At 70.0% G+C, this 22,035-nt stretch carries 22 protein-coding genes; 7 read left to right on the forward strand and 15 right to left on the reverse strand.

The window, feature by feature from the left end:
• The first annotated feature begins 566 nt into the window (after positions 1-566).
• Both ACZ7IB_RS21485 and ACZ7IB_RS21490 read left to right on the forward strand, forming a co-directional pair.
• Positions 567-1,361, forward strand: coding sequence for a methyltransferase domain-containing protein (locus ACZ7IB_RS21485; protein WP_470914582.1), 795 nt, complete (start codon positions 567-569; stop codon positions 1,359-1,361).
• Between the two features lie 487 nt (positions 1,362-1,848).
• On the forward strand, positions 1,849-2,439 hold the full coding sequence (locus ACZ7IB_RS21490) for a CoA transferase (RefSeq protein WP_470914584.1): 591 nt from the start codon (positions 1,849-1,851) through the stop codon (positions 2,437-2,439).
• Positions 2,440-2,708: 269 nt separating this feature from the next.
• On the opposite strand, the gene ACZ7IB_RS21495 is transcribed toward ACZ7IB_RS21490, so the two are convergent.
• From ACZ7IB_RS21495 to ACZ7IB_RS21525, 7 genes are all read right to left on the reverse strand, one after another.
• On the reverse strand, positions 2,709-3,299 hold the full coding sequence (locus tag ACZ7IB_RS21495) for a hypothetical protein (protein WP_470914586.1): 591 nt from the start codon (positions 3,297-3,299) through the stop codon (positions 2,709-2,711).
• Positions 3,300-3,313: 14 nt separating this feature from the next.
• The gene (locus ACZ7IB_RS21500) at positions 3,314-4,477 is read right to left on the reverse strand and encodes an ROK family glucokinase (protein WP_072486134.1); all 1,164 of its coding nucleotides are present in this window, start codon (positions 4,475-4,477) and stop codon (positions 3,314-3,316) included.
• A 132-nt stretch (positions 4,478-4,609) separates the two neighbouring features.
• The gene (locus tag ACZ7IB_RS21505; RefSeq protein WP_470914588.1) at positions 4,610-5,470 is read right to left on the reverse strand and encodes an ATP-binding cassette domain-containing protein; all 861 of its coding nucleotides are present in this window, start codon (positions 5,468-5,470) and stop codon (positions 4,610-4,612) included.
• A complete protein-coding gene (locus ACZ7IB_RS21510) occupies positions 5,467-6,519 on the reverse strand; it encodes an ABC transporter permease (RefSeq protein WP_470914590.1) in 1,053 nt (350 codons plus the stop codon). The genes ACZ7IB_RS21505 and ACZ7IB_RS21510 overlap by 4 nt, the downstream gene beginning before the upstream one ends.
• Entirely contained in the window at positions 6,516-7,529 is a 1,014-nt protein-coding gene (locus tag ACZ7IB_RS21515) for a sugar ABC transporter substrate-binding protein (protein ID WP_470914592.1), read from the reverse strand. The genes ACZ7IB_RS21510 and ACZ7IB_RS21515 overlap by 4 nt, the downstream gene beginning before the upstream one ends.
• A 164-nt stretch (positions 7,530-7,693) precedes the next feature.
• Positions 7,694-8,704, reverse strand: a complete 1,011-nt coding sequence (locus ACZ7IB_RS21520) for a sugar ABC transporter substrate-binding protein (RefSeq protein WP_470914593.1) — start codon at positions 8,702-8,704, stop codon at positions 7,694-7,696.
• 93 nt (positions 8,705-8,797) lie between these two features.
• The gene (locus ACZ7IB_RS21525) at positions 8,798-9,556 is read right to left on the reverse strand and encodes a GntR family transcriptional regulator (RefSeq protein WP_470914595.1); all 759 of its coding nucleotides are present in this window, start codon (positions 9,554-9,556) and stop codon (positions 8,798-8,800) included.
• A 137-nt stretch (positions 9,557-9,693) separates the two neighbouring features.
• On the opposite strand from ACZ7IB_RS21525, the gene ACZ7IB_RS21530 reads away from it, so the two are divergent.
• Positions 9,694-10,731, forward strand: a complete 1,038-nt coding sequence (locus tag ACZ7IB_RS21530; protein WP_470914597.1) for a Gfo/Idh/MocA family protein — start codon at positions 9,694-9,696, stop codon at positions 10,729-10,731.
• A 40-nt stretch (positions 10,732-10,771) separates the two neighbouring features.
• Here ACZ7IB_RS21530 and ACZ7IB_RS21535 read toward each other — a convergent pair whose 3' ends face one another.
• From ACZ7IB_RS21535 to ACZ7IB_RS21550, 4 genes are all read right to left on the reverse strand, one after another.
• Positions 10,772-11,191, reverse strand: a complete 420-nt coding sequence (locus ACZ7IB_RS21535; protein WP_470914599.1) for a PaaI family thioesterase — start codon at positions 11,189-11,191, stop codon at positions 10,772-10,774.
• A 16-nt stretch (positions 11,192-11,207) separates the two neighbouring features.
• A complete protein-coding gene (locus tag ACZ7IB_RS21540) occupies positions 11,208-12,398 on the reverse strand; it encodes a cytochrome P450 family protein (protein ID WP_470914601.1) in 1,191 nt (396 codons plus the stop codon).
• 55 nt (positions 12,399-12,453) lie between these two features.
• The gene (locus ACZ7IB_RS21545) at positions 12,454-13,188 is read right to left on the reverse strand and encodes a response regulator transcription factor (RefSeq protein ID WP_470914602.1); all 735 of its coding nucleotides are present in this window, start codon (positions 13,186-13,188) and stop codon (positions 12,454-12,456) included.
• A 292-nt stretch (positions 13,189-13,480) separates the two neighbouring features.
• Positions 13,481-13,930 (reverse strand): hypothetical protein, encoded by a 450-nt coding sequence (locus ACZ7IB_RS21550; RefSeq protein ID WP_470914605.1) that lies wholly within the window; start codon positions 13,928-13,930, stop codon positions 13,481-13,483.
• A 156-nt stretch (positions 13,931-14,086) separates the two neighbouring features.
• Here ACZ7IB_RS21550 and ACZ7IB_RS21555 point away from each other — a divergent pair, with 156 nt between their 5' ends.
• Entirely contained in the window at positions 14,087-15,043 is a 957-nt protein-coding gene (locus ACZ7IB_RS21555; protein WP_470914609.1) for a helix-turn-helix transcriptional regulator, read from the forward strand.
• Between the two features lie 151 nt (positions 15,044-15,194).
• On the opposite strand, the gene ACZ7IB_RS21560 is transcribed toward ACZ7IB_RS21555, so the two are convergent.
• A complete protein-coding gene (locus ACZ7IB_RS21560; RefSeq protein ID WP_470914610.1) occupies positions 15,195-15,818 on the reverse strand; it encodes a dihydrofolate reductase family protein in 624 nt (207 codons plus the stop codon).
• A 230-nt stretch (positions 15,819-16,048) separates the two neighbouring features.
• Between ACZ7IB_RS21560 and ACZ7IB_RS21565 the strand changes: the two genes are divergently transcribed.
• Together ACZ7IB_RS21565 and ACZ7IB_RS21570 are read left to right on the forward strand one after the other, a co-directional pair.
• Complete coding sequence (locus tag ACZ7IB_RS21565) at positions 16,049-16,810, forward strand: SDR family oxidoreductase (protein WP_470914612.1); 762 nt, start codon at positions 16,049-16,051, stop codon at positions 16,808-16,810.
• Positions 16,811-17,017: 207 nt separating this feature from the next.
• The gene (locus ACZ7IB_RS21570) at positions 17,018-17,848 is read left to right on the forward strand and encodes an aldo/keto reductase (RefSeq protein ID WP_470914614.1); all 831 of its coding nucleotides are present in this window, start codon (positions 17,018-17,020) and stop codon (positions 17,846-17,848) included.
• A gap of 73 nt (positions 17,849-17,921) precedes the next feature.
• Here the strand turns inward: ACZ7IB_RS21570 and ACZ7IB_RS21575 are convergent, their stop codons facing one another.
• The 3 genes from ACZ7IB_RS21575 to allB all read right to left on the reverse strand — a co-directional run bounded on the left by ACZ7IB_RS21575 (position 17,922) and on the right by allB (position 20,778).
• Positions 17,922-18,251, reverse strand: a complete 330-nt coding sequence (locus ACZ7IB_RS21575) for a putative quinol monooxygenase (protein ID WP_114247492.1) — start codon at positions 18,249-18,251, stop codon at positions 17,922-17,924.
• A gap of 65 nt (positions 18,252-18,316) precedes the next feature.
• Positions 18,317-19,432: an allantoicase gene (alc, locus tag ACZ7IB_RS21580; RefSeq protein WP_470914619.1), complete on the reverse strand. Its 1,116-nt coding sequence runs from the start codon at positions 19,430-19,432 to the stop codon at positions 18,317-18,319.
• Positions 19,433-19,434: 2 nt separating this feature from the next.
• A complete protein-coding gene (gene allB, locus ACZ7IB_RS21585) occupies positions 19,435-20,778 on the reverse strand; it encodes an allantoinase AllB (RefSeq protein ID WP_470914621.1) in 1,344 nt (447 codons plus the stop codon).
• Positions 20,779-21,119: 341 nt separating this feature from the next.
• Here allB and ACZ7IB_RS21590 point away from each other — a divergent pair, with 341 nt between their 5' ends.
• Entirely contained in the window at positions 21,120-21,920 is an 801-nt protein-coding gene (locus ACZ7IB_RS21590) for an IclR family transcriptional regulator (protein WP_470914624.1), read from the forward strand.
• The last annotated feature ends 115 nt before the right edge of the window (positions 21,921-22,035 follow it).

Raw genomic sequence — 22,035 nt, forward strand, 5'->3', positions numbered from 1 at the left:
CGCGGACGCGAAGGAACCTATCGGCGGTTGCACAGGGTCATACCTTCGGCGTATCAAGTGACTTGGCAACCCGGTGATCTCCGGCCACCATGAAGAAATCCGCCGGGGGCTTTATTTGCATCCCAACCATCCGTTGCCACCGGAACATGGTGTCGCGCAGAATTCGGAGGCGCGTTTTCCATGGACTCAACTTAGGTATTCGCCCGGCGTATTTCAGGCCTCACCGGTCCCGCGCGATGGCGGGCGCCAGCCGACGACGAACCCGGGTCCGTCCAACCGGGCCGGCCGCATCCGGCAGAACGCGAGGGAAGGCACCCATGGCAGACGACCGTCGGCTACGGGAATACCTCAAGTGCGCCGGCCCGAGCGGCAAGATCCTCCGCTGCACGCACCCTGCCGGACCGGTTCTGCCCGCGCGTGCGCGCCGCCAACCAAGGGCCGTGGCACCCCCGTGCACCCGTCATCTCGCCGTCTCCCGCTGCTCTGCCGAGCAGTCCGCCGCGCGCACCGGCGCCCGGAGGCCGGCCGTGGACGGCACCATCACCCTCCGAGAGGTATCCAGACCCATGAACTACATCATTGACCCCGCGTGGGCCGACGAGCGCGAGCGCCTGGAAAACCTGGCCGTCTTCTACAACGTGGGCACCGCCGAGATCTGCGACCGGCTGGGCGTTGGCACCGGCTGGCGCTGCGTGGACCTCGGCGCGGGCAGCGGCAGCGTCGTGCGGATGCTCGCCGAACGGGTCGGGCCCGAGGGCGAGGTGCTGGCGATCGACGCCGACACCCGCTTCCTGGAACCGCTGGCCGGCGGCCCGATCACCGTACGCACCATGGACGTGACGGCCGAGCCGCTGCCCGAGGGCCGGTTCGACTTCGTGCACGCCCGGCTGCTCCTTGAGCATCTCCCCGAACCGGCCGAGATGGTGCGGTCCATGGCGGCCGCGGCCCGGCCGGGGGGCTGGGTGGTCGTCGAAGACGTCGACTGGTCCACGGCGCTGACCATCGACCCTCCGTCCGAGGCGCACGAGCGCGTCATCGCCGCCTGTCACAAACTGTACGCGGGCAGCGCCTACGACGCCTCCTACGGCCGGAAGGTGCCGCGCCAGCTGCGCGAGGCGGGGCTGACCGACATCGGGATCCGGGCGGCGTCGATGCCGTTGCTGGCCGACGTCGAGCACGGCCAGCCGGACTGGGCGATGTGGGTCGCCCAGCTCGCCCCCCGGATGCTCGCCGAGGGACTGCTCACCCAGGATGACCTCGACGCCTTCAGCCGGCTTTGGCACGACGGCGACACGGTCGGCTTCGGGCCGCTGATCGTCAGCGCCTGGGGCCGCCGCCCCGCCGAGGAAAGCGCACGCTAGCCTCGCCGTTTCGCTCGGGTACGGCGGCTGGTGGGGCGAAACCGCGAAAGTGCCTTCCTGACCTGGGACGATGAACCTTGCTGAGGGGTTCTGCCGGTCCAGGCGGAGGGCACTTTCTACGTCCGCTGCCAGCTCTGCGGGCAACTGCTCCTGCATGCCGACCGGCCCCCACAGTCCCCGACCGGGTGGGAGCAATGGCTCCGTACCACCCGGAAGGCGATCAAGGCACGACACATCGCCTACCAGGGAGCGAAGACGCCGGACGGAGTTCAACTCCGCCTGGCCCACACCTCGTGCCTACGTCGCTGAACGCGTCGGGCAACGAGATGACTCTGCAATCCCAAGAGCCTTCAGGGCTTGCTTGAACCGTATGCGCGGATAACGTGCACGTACGGTTCTGAGGGGGCGGGGACGCGGCAATGCGACCCCGCTGACCGACGCTATCGGCTCTCGTCCCAAGGTCCAGGTCAGTGCCGATGGTTCGGGGGTGGCCGGTCATACCGGGGCACGGTTGCCGGCCGATCTCGCCGATGCCACCGGACTGACGGTTGTCCGGTGCTTCTTCCCGCGCAGGCGGCTCCGATGGCTCGGCCGACGGGGCGCCGTCCTCGGCCACGCCCGTGCCGCCAATGAGGAGCTTCAGGGCGTGCGTGGCGAGGTGATGGCCGCCGGCCGCGGCAGCGACGGTGCAGCGCCCAGTCCTGGACGGTCTGCTTACGCATTGCAGGTCAAGGCCAACGTCTACCGCACCGCGGACGACCGCTGGATCCTCCTGGCCTTCGCCAACGAAGACAAGCAAGTCCCCCTCTTCCTCAAGGCCATCGGCCACCCCGAGGCCGCCGAGGACCCCCGGTTCCACGACACCGCCAGCCGCCGCGCCCACGCCGCCGACATCGTCACTCTGCTGGACAAGCGATTCGCCACCCGCCCCCTGGCCGAATGGCGCGAGGTACTCGACGCCGCCGGCCTCACCTACGGGGTCGTCCAGACACTCGAGGAATGCACCCACGATCCCATCCAAGAAGTGGGACGGAACGAGACTCCGAGTCCATCCGGGAGAGTCGACAGAGACGCCTGAGCGCGCAGCACAGAAGCCCCGCCGCATTCCGGCGAGGCTTCACCGTCTCACGCGCTCGCGACGGGCCGATGACGAGGACGGGGCGTCCTCGGAGCCATCGACCGGCTGCCCCTGGTGCGCCGGCTGCGGGGCGGCAGGTGCCGGCGGCCCCTGCAATGTGCGGTCTGCGGGACACGCGCGGTCTGCGGAACCGGTACGGGCTGCGGGGTATTCATGTCACTGGCGTCGCTCACTTGCTCCAGGTCGGTGAGCGGTCTGTCGGCTTCCGGTCAGGGGGTCGCCGCAGATGCGACATATACGACAGGGTTCATCGGATCGGACATGTCGACGGTGATGTCCTGGGTGGGTCGCGGGTCCTTGTTGGTGTGCGTGGTGCCCGCCCACTCGACACCGGGGCCGAAGCTCCAGCCCGTGACCTCCTGGTCACGGTCGCCGATGCTGACCTTGCCGGTCTCCAGGGCGGCGCGGCCGCTGCCCATCCGGCTCAGGAACCGGTCGAGCCCGGCGGACGTGGTACGGAACTCCACGTACAGCCGGCTGGCCTTCCAGTTGTTGGTCTCGTAGTACTGCACGTCCAGGGCGTTGCCGGGCATCGGCAGCTCGAAGATCCGGCGCTGCATCCGGGACGGCCACCCCTCCCTGAGCCCTTGTGCGGAGGCCTCGGCCTCCTTGTTCTGGCCGGAGCGGCGGCTCTGCCCCGCGGAGATCAGCAGGTAGCCGGCCGGAATGCCGATGAGCAGCACGATGATCGTCGCCGTGATCAGGCGGCGGCGGATCACCCGGCGCCGGTCCTGCGGCGGCTTGTCGTCGTCGGGCGGCGAGGACTGGCGCGGCAGGACGGGGTGCTCGGCTGCGGTCATGTCTGTGGAGGTCCCTAGGAGGTGCGAGTGTTGCGCGTGTTACGGATGGTGCTCGCGGCCTGGTCGTAGATCTGCGCGTACCGCTCGTACCGCTCGACGCGGCGACGGTTGGTACGGCGGAATCTGCGGGCCACCAGCCTGGCCAGGTCTGCGGCGCCGACCATACCTGCCTCCGGGCCGAGCTGCGCCTTTGCGATCCGGGCCTCGGGGCGGTAGCCACGGCCGGTGAGGTGGCGCTTGAAGGCATCCCTGGCGGGGCCGATCAAGAGGTCGTCGGCGGCGCTGACGCCGCCTCCGATGACGAAGCAGGAGGGGTCGAGCGCGGCGGCCAGATTGGCGATGCCGACGCCGAGCCACTGGCCGATGTCCTGGAGGAGTTCGACGCACATCGCATCGCCCTCGCGGGCCAGTTCGGTGATGAGGGGCCCGGTGATGTCGGGGATGTTCCCCTTGACCCGCTCGATGATGCCGTGCGCCACCGGGGAGTCGGCCGCGGCCAGCTCCTTGGCCTCGCGGACCAGGGCGTTGCCGGAGCTGTACTGCTCCCAGCAGCCGCGGTTCCCGCAGGGGCAGCGGTGCCCGCCGGGCACCACCTGCATGTGGCCGAATTCACCGGCGACGCCGTACTTGCCGCGCTTGACCTGACCGTCCTCCAGGATCGCGCCGCCGATGCCGGTGCCGAGCGTGATCATGACGAGATGGTCCTCGCCGCGGCCCGCTCCGAAGCGCCACTCCGCCCAGGCGGCGGTGTTGGCGTCGTTGTCGACCATGACGGGGACGACGAGGCGGGAGGCGAGGGCGTCGCGCAGTGGTTCGTCGCGCCAGGCGAGGTGCGGGGCGAAGAGCACCTTGGAGCGGTCCGCGTCGACCCATCCGGCCGCCCCGATGCCGACGGCGTGCACATCGTGCCGGTCGGAGAGGTCCAGGACCAGCTCGACGATGGTGTCCTCGACGACCTTGGGGCTCTTGGACTTGTCCGGCGTCTCGGTGCGCAGCTGCTCCAGGATGTTGCCGTCGGCGTCGACGACGCCGGCCATCACCTTCGTGCCCCCGATGTCGATGCCGACGGTGGGTACCCGCGGCGCCGTGAGGTGCGAGCGCCGCTCCCGGGTGCCTACGGTCCGCAGGACGGTGGCGCGGGCGGAGCCGCGGTGTGTGAAGTCGCGGTACGTGCTCATCGTCCCTGCGGGGTCTGGGGGGCCGGGGGCGGTGCTCCCGGCGGCGGACTGCGCCCGTCGGGCTCGATTCTGCCACTGCCGGGGCACTGCGGCTGGCGGACCGGGCCCTTGAGGGCCGGTACCGGCCCGGGACTACTGGGGGTCGTCGGCGACCGGGTGGCCGCCCAGATGGGCCGGACCCGGGGCCCGCTCCAGCTCGTGGCTGAGCTCCTCCAGCTCGCTGCCGCCCGCCATCTGGCGGGTCAGCTCGTCCAGAGTGATGTTCGCCTTGGTGTGACTGCCGGACATGGCGCCCCGCTTGAGCAGGACGAACCGGTCACCGACGAGATACGCGTGGTGCGGGTTGTGCGTGATGAGGACCACGCCGAGCCCCGCGTCGCGGGCGGCCGCGACGTACTTGAGGACGACCCCGGACTGCTTGACGCCGAGAGCGGCGGTGGGCTCGTCCAGGACGAGGACCTTGGCGCCGAAGTAGACGGCCCGCGCGATGGCGACGCACTGGCGCTCACCGCCGGAGAGCGTGCCGATCGGCTGGTCGACGTCGCGCAGGTCGATGCCCATGCGCAGCAGCTCGGAGCGGGTCGTCTCGCGCATCAGCCGCACGTCGAGGCGCTTGAAGGGGCCCGCGCCGGTGGTCGGCTCGGAGCCGAGGAAGAAGTTCCGCCAGACCGGCATCAGGGGGACGACGGCCAGGTCCTGGTAGACCGTGGCGATGCCGCGGTCGAGGGCGTCGCGCGGGTTGGCGAGGGTGGTCTCCTCGCCCTCGATGAGGAAGGTCCCCGCGTCGTGCCGGTGCAGCCCCGCGATGATCTTGATCAGGGTGGACTTGCCGGCGCCGTTGTCACCGAGGACGCAGGAGATCTCCCCCGCGTGCACCTCCAGCGAGACGTCCGTCAGGGCCTTGATGTTGCCGTAGAACTTGCTGACGTGATCCAGCTCGACGAGCGCCCGGTGGGACGTCTCCCGGTCGGCCGGTGCCTGGGGGGCCGTCATTTCGTCGCCTCCGCGCGCTTGCGTACCCATGCGTTCAGCAGGGTGGCCAGGAGCAGCATGGCTCCGAGGAAGAACTTGAACCAGTCCGGGTTCCACTCCGCGTACACGATGCCCTTGCTGGTCATGCCGAAGATGAAGGCACCGACCGCGGAGCCGATGGCGGAGCCGTAGCCGCCGGTGATCAGACAGCCGCCGATGACGGCCGCGATGATGTAGATCAGCTCGTTGCCGACGCCCTCGCCGGACTGCACCACGTCGAACGAGAACAGCAGATGCTGCCCGGAGACCCAGGCGGCGAAGGCGACTGCGAGGTAGAGCCCGATCTTGGTACGGATCACCGGGACGCCGACCGCGCGGGCCGCGTCGGCCTCGCCGCCGACCGCGAAGATCCAGTTGCCGAAGCGGGTGCGGAGCAGGATCCAGGTGGCGATCGCGACGAGCACGGCCCACCACAGAATGGTGACCTTCAGCTCGACGCCGCCGATGGTCCACTGCGAGGCGAAGACCTGCCGGGCCGAGTCGAAGCCCTCCATGTCGGCGATGGACTTCGTCGACACGGTCCCGCTGATCAGCTTGGTGAAGCCCAGATTGAGGCCGGTCAGCATCAGGAACGTACCGAGCGTGATGATGAAGCTCGGCAGTTTGGTACGGGTCAGCATGAAGCCGTTGAACGCCCCGATGGCCAGCGTGACCAGCAGCGACACAAAGACGCCGACCCAGACGTTGGCCGTCATCTGATAGCTGAACATCGACGAGATCAGCGCGGAACTGGTGACCAGCACACCGGCGGAGAGGTCGAACTCGCCGCCGATCATCAGCAGCGCCACGGGCGCGGCCATGATCCCGATGGTGGAGGCCGCGTACAGCACCGTGCCGAAGCTGGAGGCACGCAGAAAGCTGTCGGCGACGATCGAGAAGAAGATGAAGACGGCCGCGGCACCGACCACCGAGCCGAGCTCGGGGCGGCCCAGCAGTTTGCGCAGCGGCGAGGTGCGCAGCAGCCGCTCGTCGGCCCCGGCCGGGGCCGACGGCCCTGCAACCGTGCTCATCGGGTCCCCCGCTTCGTGTATTGCGCCAGCTCGGCGGCGTCCTTCGAGGTGATGATCTGCGGGCCGGTGAGGACCGGGCGCCCGCCGCCGAGCACATTGCCGTTGAAGCGGTACAGCCAGAGCAGGTCCACGGCCTCGTACCCCTGGAGGTAGGGCTGCTGGTCGACCGCGAAGCCGAGGGTCTTGTCCTGGAGCGCCGCGGCGACCTTGGCGTTCAGGTCGAAGGTGTCGATCTCGGCCTTGCTGCCCGCGGTCTTCTTCGCCTTGACGGCGGCGTCCGCGAACGGCGCCCCGAGGGTGACGACCGCGTCGATGTTCTTGTCGGCCTGGAGCTTGGCCTCGATGGACGCCTGGACGTCGGGCATGTTGGTGCCTTCGACGTACAGGTTCTGCATCTGCCCGTCGAACGTCTTCTTCGCTCCGGCGCAGCGCTGCTCGTGGCCGACGTTGCCCTGCTCGTGCAGGATGCACAGTGCCTTCTTGCGGCCCCGCGCGTTGAGCTCGTCGCCCACGGCCTCACCCGCGATCGACTCGTCCTGGCCGATATGCGTGAGCGCGCCGAACTGCTTGGACTCCGCGGAGCCCGAATTCACCGTGATCACCGGGATACCGGCCTTGGTGGCCTTGGCGACGACGTCCTTCATCGCGTCGGGCTTGGCGAGCGTGACGATCAGCCCGTCGACCTTCTGGTCGATGGCGGCCTGGACGAGCTGGGCCTGCTGCTGCGCCTCGTCGTTGTGCGAGTACAGGAACTTGATGTTGTCCTTGACGGCCGCCTGCTCGGCGCCCCGCTGGACGATGTCCCAGAAGGTGTCGCCGTCGCCCGAGTGGGTGACCATGGCGAAGGTCCAGCGGGGCGTGTTCACCGCGGACCGGCCCTCGGCGGCGGCCTGGGCCGCGCGCTCCTCCGCCCGCTTGCCACCGGTGCTGCTGCATCCCACGAGGGAAGCCCCGAGCACCGCCGCAAGCACGGCGCCCATCGCACGTACCCCTGTCCGAACCCTTGCCACGACGCCGTGCCCTTCTTGTGCTGCTCGCTGTGCTGCTTGGTGGGGCCGGGGACGATTCACACCCTGCCCGGCTGGCCAAGTATCCCCGAGCCGCCGACGGCGCCGCCCGGCAGGGGCGGGGCACGTGTGTCGGCACCGGGTGTGCACAGCGGCGCGCGGGACGGTCATCGGGTGCCGCGCGCGGTGTATTCCTCCAGCTGCGGCACGTCGTCGGCGGTGACGATCGCCGGGCCGGTGAGCACCGGCTTTCCGCCGCCGATGACGTTTCCGTTGGTCTTGTTCAGCCACAGTTCGTCGATGGCGAGATAGCCCTGGAGGTAGGGCTGCTGGTCGACGGCGAAGCCGACCTCATCGGCCTTCAGCCGCTTGACGACCTCGGCGTTCAGATCGAATGTGTCGACCTCCGCCCTGCTGCCGGAGCCCTCCTTGGCCTTGACGGAGGCGGCGGCGAAGGGTGCGCCCAGGGTGACGATCGCGTCGATGCCCTTGTCGGCCTGGAGCTTCGCTTCGATCGAGGAGGTGGAGGCGGGCATGTTGGTGCCCTCCACATTGAGGTTCTCGACGGTGCCCCTGAAGGTCTTGCGCACACCAGCGCAGCGCTCCTCCAGCGACACATTGCCCTGCTCGTGGATGACGCAGACGGCCTTCTTGCGGCCCCGCGCGTCGAGCTCCTCGCCGACGGCCTCACCCGCGACCTTCTCGTCCTGCCCGATGTGCCCGAGCGCGCCGATCTCCTTGGAGAACTGCGCGCCCGAGTTGATGGTCACGACGGGTATGCCGGCCTTCACGGCCTTGGCGACGACGTCCGTGACCGCTTCCGGCTTGGCGAGGGTGACAACGATGCCGTCGACCTTCTGGTCAATGGCTGCCTGGACGAGCTGGGCCTGTTCCTTGCCCTCCTTGTTCGCCGAGTACAGGAACTCGACGTTGTCCTTGGCCGCCGCCTGCTTCGCGCCGCTCTGCACGATGTCCCAGAAGGTGTCGCCCTCCCCGGAGTGCGTGACCATCGCGATCTTCATCCGGGGAGTGGAGACCGCCTTGCCCCCGCTGCCGCTTGCGTCCTGGGGCTTCTCCTCTGCGCTCTTGCCGCCGGAGCCGCTGCATCCGGTGACGGTGAGGCCGATGCCGATGGTGGCCGTGGCGATCAGGATTGCCGACTTGCGAAAGCTGCGCATCGTGGGTCCGCCCTCTCTCCCCGCCGCCCGAATGCGGCTGGCGGCAGTTCTAGCGGTGGGCGCCTTGGACGTCAACGGGCCCCGTGGCCGTCGTCACCGTACGAGCAGCTGGAAATCGAAGGAGTAGCGCGAGGCCCGGTAGATGTGGGAGCCGAACTCGACCGCCCGCCCGGTGTCGTCGAAGGTGGTGCGCTCCATCGTCAGCAGCGCGGCCCCCTCGGCCTCGGCGAGTGAGGCCGCCTCGTCGGCGGTGGCGAGCCGGGCGCCGACAGTCTGGCGGGCGCTGTGCAGGGTGATGCCCGCGCCACGCATCATCCGGTAGAGGCCGGTGGTTTCCAGCCGTTCGGTGCCCAGGTCGACGATCCCGAGGGGCAGGTGGTTGCGCAGGAGTGCCAGCGGTTCGTCGTGCGCGTACCGCAGCCGCTCGACGAGGTGTACGTCGGTGCCCTCCGCGACTGCGAGTGCGTCGGCGACCGAGGCGTCGGCGGGCTCGACGGTGTTGCGCAGGACACGGGTCGTGGGGTGCCCGCCCGCGGCCTCCAGGTCGTCGTACAGGCTGCTCAGTTCGAGCGGGCGCCTGACCCTGCTGTGCACGACCTGGGTGCCGACGCCGCGGCGACGGACCATCAGCCCCTTGTCGACCAGTGACTGGATGGCCTGGCGGACGGTGGGCCGGGACAGGCCGAGCCGGGCCGCGAGTTCGATCTCGTTGCCGAGGAGGCTGCCGGGGGCGAGCCGGCCCTGCTCGATGGCCGCTTCCAGCTGCTGGGCCAGCTGGTAGTAGAGGGGAACCGGACTGGAGCGGTCCACACCGAGTTCAAGTGCGGCCGGGTCGGTGGTGGGTTTGGGCACGCGTGGAGGGTATCCCTCACGTCAGAACTTCCGGTAGTCAGGTCGTTCTGTTGTCCGGACAGCATGAACACCGAACAAACCTCAATTTGTCAGGACATATAGTTGACAGAGCAGTCGGTGGGCGGCACGTTGGGTCCATGCGTATCGGACTCATCGGCACCGGCCGGATCGGTTCCTTCCACGCGGGCGTGCTGGCCCGCCATCCCGAGGTGGACGCCCTGGTGGTGACGGACACCGACCGGGCGCGGGCTGCCGAGGTCGCGGACCACGTCGGCGCGACGACCGCGGTCAGCGCCGCCGAGATGTTCGGCGCGGGGGTGGACGCCGTGGTGATCGCCTCGGCCACTGCGGCGCACGCGGAACTGATCGGGCGGGCCGCACGGGCGGGACTGCCCGCGTTCTGCGAGAAGCCGATCGCACTGGACCTGCCGGGGACACTGAGCGCGCTGTGCGAGGTCGACCGGGCGGGAAGCGTCCTCCAACTGGGCTTCATGCGCAGGTTCGACGCGGGGTACGCAGCGGCGCGCGCCGCTGTGCGGGCAGGGGCGCTGGGCAGGCTGCACACCGTACGGGCGATGACCATGGACCCCGCACCGCCGCCCGCAGCGTATCTGCCGCTCTCCGGGGGGCTGTACCGGGACTGTCTGGTCCATGACTTCGACATGCTGCGATGGGTGACGGGCCGCGAGGTGACCGAGGTGTACGCCACCGGATCGGATGCCGGGCCCGAGATGTTCCGGGCGGCCGGCGACGTGGACACGGCAGCGGCCCTGCTGACCCTCGACGACGGCACCCTGGCCACGGCGACGGCCACCCGCTGCAACGGCGCCGGTTATGACGTAAGGATGGAACTGGCCGGCGAACTGGACCAGATCACGGTCGGCCTGGACGACCGAACGCCGGTCACCTCGGCGGAGCCGCAGGGCCCCGCCGCGCCGCTCAGCCCCTGGCCGGGCTTCCTGGAGCGGTTCGCCCCGGCGTACGAGGCGGAACTGGACGCGTTCGTACGGGTGGTGCGGGGCGAGCTGCCCAATCCGTGCGACGGGCGGGAAGCGTGGTACGCGCTGCTGATCGCGGAGGCGTGCGAGGTGTCCCGCCGGGAGCGGCGCCCCGTGCGGATCGCGGAGATCGCCGACGGAGCAGCCGTCCGGTCCGGCGCCCGCGCCGCCGGATGAACTGCCGCTGACCGGCCGCCGGGGGCGCGGTCAGGGCGCTTCAGGACGGTGCGGCGGACAGCACGGTCCCCTGGGCGACCGCGCAGAGCGTCTTCGCTCCGTCCTCCCCCGCGGCGAACAGCTCGCAGCGGACCACGGCCTGACGGCGGCCGGTGTGCACGACATCGGCGTGGGCGATGAGCGTGCGGCCGGTGGCGGGCCGTATGTACTGGATGGAGAAACCGCCGGTCAGCACGGCCGGGCCGAGGGTCGTCCCGGCGGCGAAGGTGATCGAGTTGTCGGCGGCGTAGGCCAGGACTCCGCCGTGCAGAAAGCCGTTCTGCTGCTGGAGTTCCTGACGGATGTCCACCTCGAGTGTGGCGGCGCCGTCCCCGAAGGCGGTGATCCGCGCCCCGACGAGCCCGCTGAACGGCTGGCTGTCGAGGACCTTCTGTGCCATCTGCAAATCAAGTCCGGTCATGACAGAGCTTCTTACCTCACCAGCGGACGGGCAGCTCGCGGACCCCACGGATCAGCATCCCCGGGAGCCAGTCCGGCTCCCCCGCGTCCGCGTCCAGTTCGAGACCGGGGCACCGCTCCAGCAGCGTACGGATCGCGATCCGGCCCTCCATCCGGGCCAGCGGCGCACCCAGACAGAAGTGCAGGCCGTGCCCGAAGGCCAGATGCCCCTGGGTGTCGCGGCGGATGTCGAAGCGGTCCGGTTCCGAGTAGCGGCCGGGGTCGCGGTCGGCGCCCGCCAGGGAGATCAGAACCGGCTCGCCCGCCGGAATGACCCTCTGCCCGATCTCGACCGGTTCGCGGGGGAAGCGGAACGTGGCGGTCTCCACCGGTCCGTCATAGCGCAGCATCTCCTCGACCGCGCCGTCGATCAGGCCGAAGTCCGCGCGAAGTGCGGCCAGTTGGTCCGGGTGGTGAAGCAGTGCCCGTACTCCGTTGGAGATCAGGTTGACCGTGGTCTCATGGCCGGCGACAAGCAGCAGGAAGGCCATGCCCACGAGCTCGTCGGGCGACAACCCGTCCCCCTCCTCGTCGCGTGTCCTGACCAGGGCGCTCATCAGGTCCTCACCCGGCGAGCACCGCTTGTCCTCGATGAGCTCGGCGAGGTACACGCCCATGGCGGTCACCGCCTCGCGCTCCTGCTCCGGCGTGGCCGGGGTGACGACGTCGTTCGACAGTTTGCGGAAGGTGTTCCGGTCCAGGTCCGGCACACCGATCAGTTCGCAGATGACGGTCATCGGCAGCGGGAAGGCGAGCGCGTCCACGAGATCGGCGCGCCCGGCGGGCACCATCGCGTCGAGGAGCCCGTCGGTGATCTGCTGGACACGCGGGCGCAGGGCCTCGACCCGGCGTGCGGTGAACTCCCGGGTGACGAGCTTGCGCAGCCGGGTGTGATGGGGTGCGTCCAGCTCCAGCATGTTGGCGAAGATCGGATCGTTCCCCTCGGGGCGGTCCACCAGCCCCTGCCACTCCTTGCCGAACCGCTGGTCGGCGAGGGCCGCGCGGCCCTCGCCGTACCCGACCACGAGCCAGATCCGCTCGAATTCGTCGGTACGGATGGTGTGCACGGGACCTGCGGCACGCAGCTTCTCGTAGTACGGATAGGGATTCGCGGTGAAGTCCTTGACCCCGCGCAGATCGACATCGACGTGGCTGCTGGCATCGGACATGGGATCGCCCCTCCCGGTCTGATCGGCTCGATCACTCGCGATCGACCGGTTCAGCCTATGCCGCCGGGCCTGCGCCGTCGTCGTCCAGCAGGCCCGCGTCGTGCACCAACAGCGCGATCTGGACACGGTTGTTGAAATCGAATTTGGCCAGGATCCAGGACACCTGCGTCTTGACGGTCGCCACGCTCAGATAGAGCGTGGCGGCGTTCTCGGCGTTGGAGCGGCCGCGTCCGACGGCGATCGCGACCTCGCGTTCCCGGTCGGCGAGCGCGGCGATCCGCCGTCGTGCCCGGTCGGCGCGGTCCACCCGGCCGTCCCGGCCGCCGCCGGGCCCGGTCCCGGCGGCGCGGGCCATGAGCCTGCGGGTAACCGCCGGCGACAGCACCGGATCACCGGCCGCCACCCGCCGCACCGAGTCGACGATCCGGTCCGGAGGGGTGTCCTTCAGGACAAAGCCGACGGCTCCGGCGCGGATGGCCCGCAGCACCTGTTCGTCGGCGTGGAACGTCGTCAGGACGATGATCTCCGGAGCATCGGGACGGGTCCGCAGTGCCTCCGTAGCCGTCAGCCCGTCCATGGTCGGCATCTGGATGTCCATCAGCACCACATCGGGGCGGAGCCGGTCGACGAGATCCGCGACCTCGGAGCCGTCGGCCGCCTCCCCCACGATGTCGATGTCGCCGGCGCCGCCGAGCATGAGAGTGAGACCGGCCCGTACGAGCGGGTCGTCGTCGACGATGAGCAGCCGGACGGGCTGCGCCACGGGACCCATGGGGGTCGGGGCGGTCATGACGCCAACCGTGGTCAGGTCCGGACACCGGATGCGCCGGGAATCCTTGCGTCCGCCCCGGACCGTCCGGCGATCAGGGCGACCACGGCAGCCAGGCCCAGATGCCGAAGCCCCCGTCCGGCTCCGGACCGTGGTCGAGGCGGCCGCCGGCCTCCTGGCTCTCCACGGCGGGAATGATGCGGGAACGCTGTGGAGACCTCGACGGCTCGCACGCGGAACGATCAACGTACCGGGCAGTGCCCGGCCCGGGGAATACCCGTCCCATCCGTCGTCCCGTGCTACGCCGTCGGTGTCAGCGGCGCGCCAGCTCCATGATCCAGTTGGTCAGCCAGCTCTCGCCGTCATCCAAGGAGAACGCCTGCTCCCAGCGGGCCGAATCCGCAGTGATCCCCGACCAGATGAACCGCACCCGGACCTGCTTTCCGTCGTACGTGTCGTCTCCGTAGAACTCGCCCCGGCCGTCCTCGAACCGGCCCACGACCGGCGGGAACAGCGCTCCGGTGCGGCTGCTCGACCAGTACAGGGACCACTGCTCCCGCTCGGGGTCGTACAGCCGCAGGGTGAGCCCGCAGTGCCCCTGCTCCAGGAAGTCGATCTCGTCGAAGCTCGCCCCGCCGTCGAAGTGACGCGAGGCGTGACTGACGGCGGGGAACTCCTCCCACGCACTCGTCTCGTCGAGGAAGTCGGTCCGCCGGCGGTTGGTGACGTCCCACGTGCCGGCGAGGAAGTCGAAGTCGTTCATGAGAGGTCTCCTGAGGTTCGTCGGAAAAGGTCGGTGGGAGGGGGCCGGCGGGAGGGGCAGCGGCTACCCCTCCTCGTCCCGGAAATCGATCCCGGCCGGGTCTTCCTCCAAGGCCATGGCTGGACCGTAGACGGACTTCACTGACACCTTGTGTCAGTGAAGTCCAGCCGACTCCTCTCGATCGTCCTGCTGCTCCAGACCCGGGGCCGAATGACCGCCGCACAGCTCGCGGCGGAGCTGGCGGTGTCCGTGCGGACCGTCTACCGCGACATCGAATCGCTGCACGCGGCGGGCGTTCCGCTGTACGGGGATGCCGGGCACTCTGGCGGCTACCAGCTGCTCGCGGGCTACCGCACGCGGCTGACCGGGCTCAGCGCGGGCGAGGCGGAGGCCCTCTTCCTGTCCGGCATCCCCGGGCCCGCGGCGGATCTCGGTCTCGGCGCGCCCCTAGCGGCGGCCCAGCTCAAACTGCGCGCGGCGCTGCCGCCCGAACTCCGCGAGCAGGCCGACCGGATGCGCGCCCGCTTCCATCTCGACGCGCCCGGCTGGTACGCGCAGGACGAGGAGACCCCGTACCTCCAGCAGGTCGCCGACGCGGTGTGGCACAGCCGGGTCCTCGACGTCCGCTATCGCCGCTGGCAGCAGCCGACCGATATCGACCGGCGGCTGGAGCCGTACGGGCTGGTACTCAAGGCAGGACGCTGGTACGTCGTCGCCGGGCCGGGACCGCGTACGTACCGGGTCGACCAGATCCTCCGGCTCACCGTCCTCGACGAGAAGTTCACCCCTCCCGAGAACTTCGACCTTGCCGGACACTGGGAGCGCCATCAGGCGGGCTTCCACGCCCGTCTCCATAGGGCGGAGGCACTGGTACGCATCGCACCGCACGCCGCGTCACGCCTCATGGGGGCGGCGGCCCGGGCACTGGCCGACAGCGGAACGCCGGATCCGGACGGCTGGATCCGTGCGGCGCTGCCCGTCGAGTCGCTCGATCATGCCCACGGCGTGTTCCTGGCCCTGGGCGAGGATGTCGAGGTACTGGGCCCACCCGAATTGAGGGCCGCGCTCGCCGCGACAGTACGCGCGCTGGCGATGCGCTACGCCTCCGGCTGATGGGCAGAAAGGCGGACGCCGCGCCGCACGGGACGGCGTCCCGTGCGCATCCGGCGCCACGGTTTCGCCGCCGCTGCGCGGGGTGCGGGAGGCGTTCCGTCCCGGTGGAAGCAGCGTCCGCTCGGCGCGGACCCGATCGGCTCACTCGATCTCACTCGTCGAGGGCGAAGGATCCGAACTGTGCGCCTCCGGTGGGCCGGTAGGTGTGGATCGAGATGCCGTTGGGGGTCGTGCGCGCCTCGGTCTGTTCGAAGGCGGTCGGCAGCCCGCCGTCCGGGAAGAGCCGACGGCCCCGGCCGAGCACGACCGGGTGGACGAGGAGGTTGTACTCGTCGATCAGGTCATGCGCCATCAGGGACCGGGCGAGGGCGCCACTGCCGTGGATCTGGAGTTCGCCGCCATCCGTCCGCTCCTTGATCCGGGCGACCTCCTCGACGACGTCGGTGGAGATGACGGTCGTGTTCTGCCAGTCCGCCTTCTCCAGGGTGGTCGAGACGACGTACTTGGGGTACCGGTTGAGGCGGCCGGCGACGGGGTCGTCGGGGTCGGTCACCTTGGGCCAGTGCGCGGCGAAGATGTCGTACGTACGGCGGCCCAGCAGAAACGCGGCGCACCGGTCGAACACCTCGGTCATGAACTGCCCCATGCCCTCGTCCGCGAACGGTACGAGCCAGCCGCCGTACTCGAACCCGCCGCTGGTGTCCTCGTCGGGGCCGCCCGGCGCCTGCATGACGCCGTCGAGCGAGAGAAATGTGGTGAGAGTCAGCTTCGCCATGGTCCTTCTCCTGGTGCGGAAATCGATCGCTCCCCCCTTCACTCACTACAACACAACGCAGCAAACCGACCGCAGTTCGCAACCCCCGCTCCCGGGCGCATCGGGGTGGGCGTCCGATTCCCGCCGGTTTCCGCCGCGCAGAAGATCTTTCCTTGTCCATGTCGAAAGACCCGGGCGTCGAAAGACCCGACGCCGCACAGGACCCTGCCTCACGGACCAGGAGACCCACCATGACCACGACCAGCGCCACCACGACCACCGGCTCGAACAGGGCCGCACTCGTCACCGGCGGCAGCCGGGGCATCGGTGCCGCGACCGCCCTGCGGCTGGCCCGGGACGGCGCCGATGTGGCGCTGACATACGTGCGGAACGAGGACGGCGCGCAGGCGGTCGTCAAGAAGATCCAGTCGTACGGCCGCCACGGAATCGCCCTGCGCGCCGACTCGGGCGACCCGGATGCCGTTCCGGCGGCCGTGCGCCGTGCCGCTGACGCGCTCGGCCGGCTCGACATCCTGGTCAACAACGCGGGCATCGGCGTCCTCGGCCCCATCGAAACCCTCACCCCCGCCGACGTCGACCGGGTGCTCGCGGTCAACGTACGGGCGGTCTTCCTGGCCTGCCGCGCGGCGGCGGGGCTGATGGGGAACGGTGGCCGCATCATTTCCCTCGGCACGGCTCTCAGCCGGCACGCGGGCGGTCCCGGCTCCACCCTCTACACGATGAGCAAGTCGGCGCTGGCCGGCCTGACCAAGCCGCTCGCCCGCGAACTCGGCCCGCGCGGCATCACGGTCAACCTGGTCCAGCCGGGTCCGGTCGACACGGACCTCAACCCGGCCGACGGCCCGCTCGCCGCCGGACAGCTGTCCGCGACCGCACTGGACCGGTTCGGCACCGTGGACGAAGTGGCTTCCCTGATCGCCTACTTGGCCAGTGACGAGGCGGCGTACATCACGGGTACGGAGGTGACGGTGGACGGGGGCCACACCGCTTGACCCTGCTTCGCAGCGGCAACCCGCCGGCCGGTCTCCCGGTCCTCGGCCCGATCCGGCGGGGCTACGGCCACGGCCGGGGCGGCGAGGTCATCACCCAACTGCGCAGGTCTCGTGGGGCTGTGAGCCGGGCTCACCCGCACGGTCCGTGTCTCGCGCCCCGGTCCGCCCTACCCTGGCCAGTGAGGTTTCCGGACGAAAAGGGAGATCATGACCGAGACCCCGGTTCACACCCTGAACGACGGCCGCGCCATTCCCGCCGTCGGGCTCGGCACCTGGCCGTTGGGCGACGACGCTGCGGAGAAGGCCGTCGCCGGGGCCCTGGGCCTCGGCTACCGGCTCGTCGACACCGCACTGAGCTACCGCAACGAGACCGGTACCGGACGCGGGATCGCCCGCAGCGGCGTGCGGAGGGAGGATGTCTTCGTCACCACCAAGGTCCCGGGCCGGCATCACGGCTACGAGCCGACGCTGGCGTCGTTCGAGGAGTCGCGGCGCAATCTCGGGCTGGAGTACGTGGATCTGTATCTCATCCACTGGCCGTTGCCCCGGCTCGATCGGTACGTCGACACCTGGAAGGCGCTGATCCGGCTCCGTGAGGACGGTCTGGTGCGCTCGATCGGCGTCTCCAACTTCACCGCGGCCCAGATCGACCGGCTGGAGCAGGAGACGGGGGTGCTGCCGGCCGTCAACCAGATCGAGATGCACCCGCGCCTGCCGCAGGACGAACTGCGGTCCGCGCACGCCGCCAAGGGCATCGTCACGGAGAGCTGGAGTCCGCTCGGCCGCGGGCGCGATCTGCTGGCCGCCCCGGAGCTGGTCGCCGTCGCCGGCGCGCATGGTGTGACGCCCGCTCAGGCCGTGCTGCGCTGGCACACCCAGCTCGGTGCAGTACCGATCCCCAAGTCGGCCGATCCGGGACGGCAGCGCGAGAACCTGGACCTGTTCGGGTTCGAGCTGACGGCGGACGAGCTGGCTCGCATCTCGGCCGGGCCGCGGCAGCGGTTCGGCGGGGATCCCGAGGTCCACGAGGAGTTCTGAGGGGCCTGTCGCGTCGGAGTGTGTCCGTGCCGTCGTGTCCGCGTCACTCGGCACGGACACGACGACGTGCGGATCACCGCGAGCGCGGGGTGAGCTCCGCCATCCGGGACCAACCCTCACCCGGCACCTCGACGTTGATGATCTCCGGAGTCTGGGCGACGAGATCCGCCATCGTGTCCATCGCCGCGGCGAAGTGCTGCGACTTCACATGGGCCTCCCCGGCCTCGGGGGAGGCGAAGGCCTCCAGCAGGACGAACTGGTCCGGGTTCTCGACGCTGTACGACCACTCGAAGAACACATTGCCGGGCTCCTTCCGGGTGGCGAGGGTGAAGTCCTCGACGGCCGGGAGCCAGTTGTCGCGGTCGGCGCTGTGGACGGTGAATTTGACGGCGATGAAGATCATGCCCCTAGGGTCCCATATGCCTTGGATGCGGACTGATGGGGCACACCCGGATGGATCCGGAGACTCTAACCGTCGAGCTCGCGGTGGCGCGCGGCCAGTCGCGTGGCACCCTCCTGTGTCGGTGAGCCGAACAGCCGCAGCCGGGAGATGCCGCCGTCGGGGAAGATGTCGATCCGGATGTGCGTGGCGCGCACCGCCTCCGGCAGGACGAAGCGGTGGTTCGTGTCGGGCTGCAGCCGGGTCCGGGGCAGCACCTCGGTCCACTCGCCGCTCTCCCCGTCGCATGCGGAAAGGCTCGCCCAGCCTGCCGAGTTGCCCTTCAGATACGCGGTGTCGATCTCGACGGCGCGGATCTCCGCCTGCTCGACGAGCCGGTAGCGGATCCAGTCGTTGCCCTTGTCGCGTCGGCGGCGGGTCTCCCAGCCGTCGTCCATCTTGCGGGACCTGCCCGGCTGGATGGTGTTGGTGGCCGGGGAGTAGAAGCGGTCGGACGCGTCCTCGACCGTGCCGCCGTTCTCCAGGGCGACCAGATCAAAGGTGCCGAGGGCGGCCAGCCAGGCGGGGTCGGGGGCGACCTCGCCGTACACCCGGAGTCGGGCGATCCCGCCATCGGGGTGCTGATTGACCCGCAGATGGGTGACACGCCGCTCGGCCGCGACGACGAAACCATTGACTGCGTGCCCGCCAACGGCCGTACGCGGTACGAGCGTTGTCCACTTCACGCCGGGCGCGAGGAGTTCTTCGGGCGACGGGGAGCCGGGGACGCGGGCCGCCTCGACGGAGACGGCCCGCGGGTAGTTGCCGCGGAAGTGGGCGGTGTCGACGATGATGCCGCGCACGACTCCGGGCGCGCCGAGCCGTACGAGTGCCCAGTCGTGGTCCTCGTCCGTGGGGTGCGGCCGGTCGGCGCCCGCGCCGCGTCGGCGGCGGGTCTCCCAGCCGTCCATGATCTTGCCCTTGTGACCGAAGCGCTCGGGATCGAACTCGGCGGGCTCCGGCTTCAGCAGATTCTCGCGCTCGGCGAAGAACTCGTCGTTGGCGGCGATCACTCCCGCGCCGAGCCGCCGGTCGGCGAGGTCGACGAGGTCGGTGAAGGGGAAGTCGGCGGTGCGGTAGTCGGCGTACGGATCGCCGCCGCCGTACGGACTCGCGTCACCGGTGAAGCGGGCTGTCGCCGTCATGGTCAGTGGTTCCTTTCGAGGAGTCGTCCGGTGGGTTCGGCGACGGTGCCGTCCGCCACGATCCTTACGCCGCGCAGCCAAGTCGATCTCACGACGCCGTGCAGGGTCCTGCCGGCGTAGGCGGTGACCTGGTTTCGGTGGAAGAGCTCGGCGGGGTCGACGGTGAAGCTCTCGTCCGGGGCGAGGACGGCGAAGTCGGCGTCGCGGCCGGCCTCGATGGCGCCCTTGCGGGTGAGCCCGGCCAGCTCCGCGGGGGCGGCCGACATCCAGCGGACGACGTCGTCGAGCGAGTGGCCGCGCTTGCGGGCCTCGGTCCAGATGGCGGGGAGCCCCAGCTGGAGAGAGGAGATGCCGCCCCAGGCGGAGGCGAAGTCCGGCGTCTTGAGGTCGGTGGTGCACGGCGAGTGGTCGGAGACGATGCAGTCGATCGTCCCGTCGGCCAGCCCGTCCCACAGCGCGTCCTGGTTGGCGGCCTCCCGGATCGGCGGGCAGCACTTGAACTCCGTCGCACTGTCCGGGACTTCCTCGGCGGTGAGGGTGAGGAAGTGCGGACAGGACTCGACGGTGATCCGTACGCCCTCGCGCTTGGCGGCGGCGATCATCGGCAGCGCGTCACTGGAGGAGAGGTGCAGCACATGAACCCGGGCGTTCAGCCGCCTGGCGTGCGCGATGAGCCCCTCGATCGCGGTGTTCTCGGCGTCACGGGGCCGGGAGGCGAGGAAGTCGGCATACGCGGGCCCGCTTCGCTGCGGTGCGGAGGCCAGATGGCGCGGGTCCTCGGCGTGCACGATCAGCAGCCCGCCGAAGCCTGCGATCTCGGCCATGGACCTGGCCAGCTGCTCCTGGTCGAGCTCCGGGAACTCATCGACGCCGGAGGGCGAGAGGAAGCACTTGAAGCCGAACACCCCGGCCTCGTACAGCGGGCGCAGGTCCTTGACGTTGGACGGGACGGCTCCGCCCCAGAATCCGGTGTCGATGTGCGCCTTGGGGGCGGCCACCTGTTGCTTGGTGCGCAGATGACCGACGGTCGTGGTCGGCGGGAGGGAGTTGAGCGGCATGTCGAGCAGGGTGGTGATGCCACCCGCCGCCGCGGCGCGGGTGGCGGTGGAGAAACCTTCCCACTCGGTGCGGCCGGGGTCGTTCACATGGACATGGGTGTCGACGAGTCCGGGCAGCAGGACGTCGTCACCGAAGTCCTCCGACCGGGCACCGGCCGGCACCTCGGTGCCGTACGGCAGGACGGCGTCGATTCTCCCGTCGGCGACGGCGACGGCTGCGGGGCGCGTCCCGTCCGGGGTGACGACACGCGTCGAGCGCAGTACCAGATCCACGTCCGCACCGGACACCCGTGCTCCTCACTTCGGACTTTCGACCACTGACAAATTCAACGAACTGTTGAAGGAGTCTTCACTCGGGATTCGGGCCCGTCAAGACCCCGCCTTCCCCGCCGGACGGCCGGCGGACCACCCGCACCCACAACTGGAGATTTCCACAAAGTAAAAGACCGATTCCGGGGAGCGGAACGTAACATGGGACCAGTACGGCGCCGCAGAACTGCCCCGCCGACTGCAGACACCGGGACAAACAGGCTCTGACCGGCCAGGACGCCGCACCCGGAGCAGTGGGCCGATCGGGAACCGCCCGGTAGGCTGCTGCCTTGCTCTTCCGCCTCGAAAGGACCGTTGACGTGCCGCCGTCCCACGCCAGCACATCCGACTCCAAGCCCGCCGCTTCCAGCGGCGGTGTGCAGTCCCTTGAGCGCGCCTTCGATCTGCTGGAGCGGATGGCGGACGCGGGGGGCGAGGTCGGGCTGAGTGAACTCTCCGCGAGCAGCGGACTCCCGCTGCCGACCATTCACCGGCTGATGCGCACGCTGGTGATCTGCGGATATGTGCGCCAGCAGCCGAACCGGCGCTATGCGCTCGGCCCGCGTCTGATCCGGCTCGGCGAGTCCGCGTCCCGGCTGCTCGGCACCTGGGCCCGCCCGTATCTCGCGCGTCTGGTCGAGGAGACCGGCGAGACCGCGAACATGGCGCTGCTCGACGGCGACGAGATCGTGTACGTGGCGCAGGTGCCGTCCAAGCACTCGATGCGCATGTTCACCGAGGTGGGCCGCCGGGTGCTCCCCCACTCCACGGGGGTCGGCAAGGCGCTGCTGGCGCACACTCCCCCGGAGGAGGTACGGGCGCTGCTCGCCCGTACCGGGATGCCGGCCGCCACCGAGAAGACGATCACCACTCCTGACGGCTTCCTCGACGCACTGGAGCAGGTCCGCAGGGTCGGCTACGCGGTCGACGACAACGAGCAGGAGATCGGGGTGCGCTGTCTGGCGGTCTCCGTACCCGACTCCCCCACCTCGGCCGCGATTTCGATCTCGGGTCCGGCGGGCCGGGTGACGGAGGCGGCGACGGAGCGGATCGTGCCGATTCTGCAGCAGGCCGCGAAGGACCTCTCCGACGCGCTGGCCAGCAGCGGTCCCACCGGCTGAGAGGTGTGGGGGGGGGGGGCCCCCTCCCCCCCCCCCCCCCCCCACCAGGGGGGGGTTGGGCCACGCCGAAGGGCCGACCTCATCACGCGAATGGGGTTCCACCGGGCCAGAGCGG

The organism is Streptomyces sp. NPDC037301 (assembly GCF_055602785.1).

What these genes read in the sequence shown, in the direction of transcription:
- ACZ7IB_RS21575 (WP_114247492.1), bottom strand. Translation starts at nt 18,251, where the DNA reads ATGATCTTCATCGCCGTCAAATTCACCGTCCACAGCGCCGACCGCGAC.
- ACZ7IB_RS21495 (WP_470914586.1), bottom strand. Translation starts at nt 3,299, where the DNA reads ATGACCGCAGCCGAGCACCCCGTCCTGCCGCGCCAGTCCTCGCCGCCC.
- ACZ7IB_RS21535 (WP_470914599.1), bottom strand. Translation starts at nt 11,191, where the DNA reads ATGACCGGACTTGATTTGCAGATGGCACAGAAGGTCCTCGACAGCCAG.
- ACZ7IB_RS21510 (WP_470914590.1), bottom strand. Translation starts at nt 6,519, where the DNA reads ATGAGCACGGTTGCAGGGCCGTCGGCCCCGGCCGGGGCCGACGAGCGG.
- ACZ7IB_RS21505 (WP_470914588.1), bottom strand. Translation starts at nt 5,470, where the DNA reads ATGACGGCCCCCCAGGCACCGGCCGACCGGGAGACGTCCCACCGGGCG.
- ACZ7IB_RS21485 (WP_470914582.1), top strand. Translation starts at nt 567, where the DNA reads ATGAACTACATCATTGACCCCGCGTGGGCCGACGAGCGCGAGCGCCTG.
- ACZ7IB_RS21545 (WP_470914602.1), bottom strand. Translation starts at nt 13,188, where the DNA reads ATGACCGCCCCGACCCCCATGGGTCCCGTGGCGCAGCCCGTCCGGCTG.
- alc (WP_470914619.1), bottom strand. Translation starts at nt 19,432, where the DNA reads ATGACGGCGACAGCCCGCTTCACCGGTGACGCGAGTCCGTACGGCGGC.
- ACZ7IB_RS21560 (WP_470914610.1), bottom strand. Translation starts at nt 15,818, where the DNA reads ATGGCGAAGCTGACTCTCACCACATTTCTCTCGCTCGACGGCGTCATG.
- ACZ7IB_RS21520 (WP_470914593.1), bottom strand. Translation starts at nt 8,704, where the DNA reads ATGCGCAGCTTTCGCAAGTCGGCAATCCTGATCGCCACGGCCACCATC.
- ACZ7IB_RS21565 (WP_470914612.1), top strand. Translation starts at nt 16,049, where the DNA reads ATGACCACGACCAGCGCCACCACGACCACCGGCTCGAACAGGGCCGCA.
- ACZ7IB_RS21530 (WP_470914597.1), top strand. Translation starts at nt 9,694, where the DNA reads ATGCGTATCGGACTCATCGGCACCGGCCGGATCGGTTCCTTCCACGCG.
- ACZ7IB_RS21500 (WP_072486134.1), bottom strand. Translation starts at nt 4,477, where the DNA reads ATGAGCACGTACCGCGACTTCACACACCGCGGCTCCGCCCGCGCCACC.
- ACZ7IB_RS21550 (WP_470914605.1), bottom strand. Translation starts at nt 13,930, where the DNA reads ATGAACGACTTCGACTTCCTCGCCGGCACGTGGGACGTCACCAACCGC.
- ACZ7IB_RS21570 (WP_470914614.1), top strand. Translation starts at nt 17,018, where the DNA reads ATGACCGAGACCCCGGTTCACACCCTGAACGACGGCCGCGCCATTCCC.
- ACZ7IB_RS21540 (WP_470914601.1), bottom strand. Translation starts at nt 12,398, where the DNA reads ATGTCCGATGCCAGCAGCCACGTCGATGTCGATCTGCGCGGGGTCAAG.